This window comes from Arthrobacter sp. I3 (assembly GCF_000520575.1).
Lineage (GTDB): Bacteria > Actinomycetota > Actinomycetes > Actinomycetales > Micrococcaceae > Arthrobacter > Arthrobacter humicola_A.
The window spans coordinates 1,059-4,913 of sequence record NZ_KI914904.1 but is presented as its reverse complement, the minus strand read 5'-3'; the positions used below and the strand labels follow the sequence as shown (position 1 = coordinate 4,913).

The window sequence follows — 3,855 nt, the reverse complement described above, 5'->3', positions numbered from 1 at the left end:
ACCGGCCGCCGCCCCGGCGGCCGCGACCGCGACGGCGGCCAGTCCCACGCCGGCGCCCACCCCCACGCCCACCCCGGAACCACCCGCCGTCGCCCTCAACATCCTGCTGATCGGGAGCGACAGCCGGGTGAATGAGCGGGCGGCGGCGGCCAACGGCACCACCTCCGACCAGCGCGGCGACGCCCTTGTGCTGATCCACCTCCCGGCGGACCGGAAGAGCGTCTACGGCATCTCGATCATGCGCGATTTTTGGGTAGACATCCCCGGCCACGGAGCCGCGAAGGTGAATGCCGCGCTGGAACTGGGCGGCCTGCCGCTGATGACGCGGACGGTGGAGGCGCTGCTGGGTGCGCACATCGACCACACGGTGATGCTGGATTTTCAAGGGTTCGCGGCCATGACGGATGCGCTCGGCGGTGTCGACGTCAACATCAAACAGTCATTCACCGCCACAGCAGATGACAAAGTGCACTTTCCGGCGGGCGTGAACCACCTCAACGGGCTGCAGGCCCTGGCCTTTGTCCGCGAGCGCCATGCCTTCGCGGATGGCGATTACCAGCGGGTCCGGAACCAGCAGACGTTCTTGAAAGCCATGATGGCCAAGTTGGCTTCCGAAGGCGGCCTGGCGGACCGCGGCACCGTCCGCAAACTCATCAAGACGGTGCTGCCGCACGTGACCCTGGACGCAAGCTTCACCCTGGAGTCGTTGGAAAACCTCGCCTTCGGTCTGCGGAGCACGCCGCCGGGACGTGGCGTGTTCTTCACCCTGCCGACCGCCGGCACCGGGACCAGCCGGGACGGCCAGTCGATTGTCCTGAAGGACCCTGCCGCGACCGCAGCGCTCTCCGCCGCACTGCGCTCGGGAACGCTCGCCGGCTACGTGGCGGCCAACAATCTGCAGAACGGCAATTGAGGCGCCGCTCTTCGGTAGATTGGGTCCATGACCCAGACTCCCGCCCAGCAGTCCCCGCAGCCTCCCGTCGCCCGGAAAGTTCCCTCGGTGCGCACCCATCACGGCGACGCGTTCGAGGACAACTACGAGTGGCTCCGGGACAAGGAGTCCGCAGAGGTCGTGGACCTGCTCAAGGCGGAAAACTCCTACCAGGAGTCCGTGACCGCGCACCAGGAGCCGCTGCGCGAGGCGATCTTCCAGGAAATCAAGGGCCGCACCCAGGAAACTGACCTTTCCGTCCCGAACCGCAGGGACGGCTGGTGGTATTTCACCCGCTCGGTCGAGGGCAAGGAGTACGGCATCCACTGCCGCTTGCGCGGCCAAGACACCGGGGACCGCGTCGCGGACTGGACTCCCCCGGCCGTGGAGGCCGGCGTCGTCATCCCCGGAGAGGAAGTCCTCCTCGATGGCAACCTCGAGGCCGAGGGCAAGCCGTTCTTCGCCGTGGGCGGGGCCGCCACGACCATCGACGGCACCCTCTACGCCTACGCCGTGGACAACGCCGGCGACGAGCGCTTCACCCTGCGCATCAAGGACCTCCGCACCGGCGACTTGCTGCCGGATGTGATCGAGAACGTCTTCTACGGCATCTCCTTCTCCCCCGACGGCAGCCGGATCTTCTATACCGTGGTGGACGATTCGTGGCGGCCGTACCAGGTCAAGTCCCACGTGCTCGGCACACCCGTCGGCGAGGACACGGTCATCTACCAGGAGGACGACGTCGCCATGTGGCTCGGCTTCGAGCTCTCTGCCGACCGGCGGCACCTGGTGCTCAGCATCGGCTGCTCCGAGTTCAGCGAGACCCGCCTGCTGCGCTTTGATGACCCCGACGCCGGCCTGCGCACCGTGATTTCCCGCGACGAGCGCATCCTCTACGAGGCCGAGCCGTTCCTGCTGGCGGACGCCTCGGGACAGGGCCGGGAGCGGATCCTGCTCACGCACAACAAGGACGCCATCAATTCCATGGTCTCGCTGGTGGACCCGGCCGAGCTCGCAAAGCCGCTCGCCGAGCAGCACTGGGACACCGTCGTCGCCCATTCCGACCAGGTCCGAGTCAACGGCGCCGGCGTCACGTCGACCCACGCGGTGGTTTCCGTGCGCAAGGACACCATTGAACGGGTCCAGGTCCTGCCCCTGGCAGGACTGGGCACCCCGGAGCAGGGCGCCGCCGTGGAGCCTGCGTTCACCGAAGAGCTGTATACCGCCGGCGTCGCGGGCTCCGACTACGAGGCGCCCGTCATCCGGATGGGCTACACCTCCTACTTCACCCCGTCGCGGGTCTACGACTTTGTGCTGCCCACCCCGGAGCTCCCGGCCGGTGAACTCCTGCTGCGCAAGGAAAGCCCGGTGCTGGGCGGCTACACGCCGTCGGACTACGTCGCCACCCGGGAATGGGCAGTGGCGTCCGACGGGACCCGGATTCCGCTCTCGGTCCTCCGCCACGCCTCCGTCCGGCAGGATTCGACGGCGGCCGGCCTGGTGTACGGCTACGGCTCCTACGAAATGAGCATGGATCCGGGCTTCGGGATCCCCCGGTTGTCCCTGCTGGACCGGGGCATCGTGTTTGTGATCGCCCACATCCGGGGCGGCGGCGAGCTGGGCCGGCACTGGTACGACGACGGCAAGAAGCTGCACAAGAAAAACACGTTCACCGACTTCATTGCGGCCACGGACTGGCTCGCCGGTTCCGGCTGGGTGGACCCGGCACGGATCGCGGCGATGGGCGGCTCCGCCGGCGGCCTGCTCATGGGCGCGGTCGCCAACCTGGCGCCGGAAAAGTACGCGGCGATCGTTGCCGCCGTCCCGTTCGTGGACGCACTGACCACCATCCTGGACCCCGACCTGCCGCTGTCGGCGCTGGAGTGGGAGGAATGGGGCAACCCGATCACCGACCCTGACGTGTACGCGTACATGAAGTCGTACACGCCGTACGAGAACGTCCGTGCCGTGGCGTACCCGAAGATCGCCGCGGTCACCAGCTTCAACGACACCCGCGTGCTCTACGTGGAGCCGGCCAAGTGGGTGCAGCGGCTGCGCGAGGTGAACACCGGCGGCGAACCCGTCGTTCTGAAAATCGAGATGGAAGGCGGCCACGGCGGCGCGTCGGGCCGATACGTGCAGTGGCGCGAACGGGCCTGGGACTACGCGTTCGTCGCCGATTCCCTCGGCGCCACCGAACTGCTGCCCGGGGCCGGACTGAAGTAAGAACCCCATCGGTTGCTCCGTAGCCGCCCTTTTGGACCTCCATTAGGGCACTTATGGAGCAATCGATGCGTTTTCCGGCCGGTCAGCGGGCTTTCCGGCGTTAATCCGGGAGCCCGCTACCGATATTTGGTCATCATGCTTACTATTTACTGGCATGATGGGCATTTCGACGTGGAACCCGTCCGCTGGGGGCGGGGCGTCGTAGGGCTTTGACCGGGCACTGGGTGCCGGAGATGGAGTTTGTTATGAGCGTTGAGCAGGGAATGACCCCGTTGACTGATGATGAGCTGATGGCGCAGGGCGGCACGGCTCTCCCGGACAAGGAAGTCGCCTCCGTCCTGGACCTGAACGCCGACCTGAACCTCGGGATCAGCGCCGCGGCGCCGATCGACCTCGGCATCGCGGCCAACGCCAACGTGGCCGCCCCGATTGACGCAGGCGCTTCGGCTAACGTCCTCTCCGTCGGATCCGAGTCCCAGGCCCTCGCAGACCAGGGCACCATTATCAACCAGGGCGTCACGGGCGATGCCACGGCAGACTCCACCCAGGACAGTGTCATCGACCAGGGCACCGGTGCGGACGCCGGGACCACAGCAGGTTCTGCCGCAGCGCCCGCTGCCACGGATCCGGTCACGCCTGCTGCCACGGCCGATCTCGGCGGCGCTGTACCGGCCGGCACGGTACCCGCCGATGCCACC

At 67.4% G+C, this 3,855-nt stretch carries 2 protein-coding genes and 1 pseudogene; all 3 read left to right on the top strand.

Annotation, left to right across the window (positions count from 1 at the left end; all coding sequences use genetic code 11):
- Positions 1-913: LCP family protein (locus Y706_RS0104240; protein ID WP_028275591.1), on the top strand; the 913-nt coding region annotated here is incomplete at its 5' end.
- Positions 914-940: 27 nt separating this feature from the next.
- Positions 941-3,157 carry a S9 family peptidase gene (locus Y706_RS0104235; protein WP_028275590.1) on the top strand — a complete coding sequence of 739 codons (2,217 nt, stop codon included), beginning with the start codon at positions 941-943 and terminating at the stop codon, positions 3,155-3,157.
- Positions 3,158-3,402: 245 nt separating this feature from the next.
- A pseudogene (locus Y706_RS30015) lies at positions 3,403-3,855 on the top strand (peptidoglycan-binding protein); the annotation flags it as partial.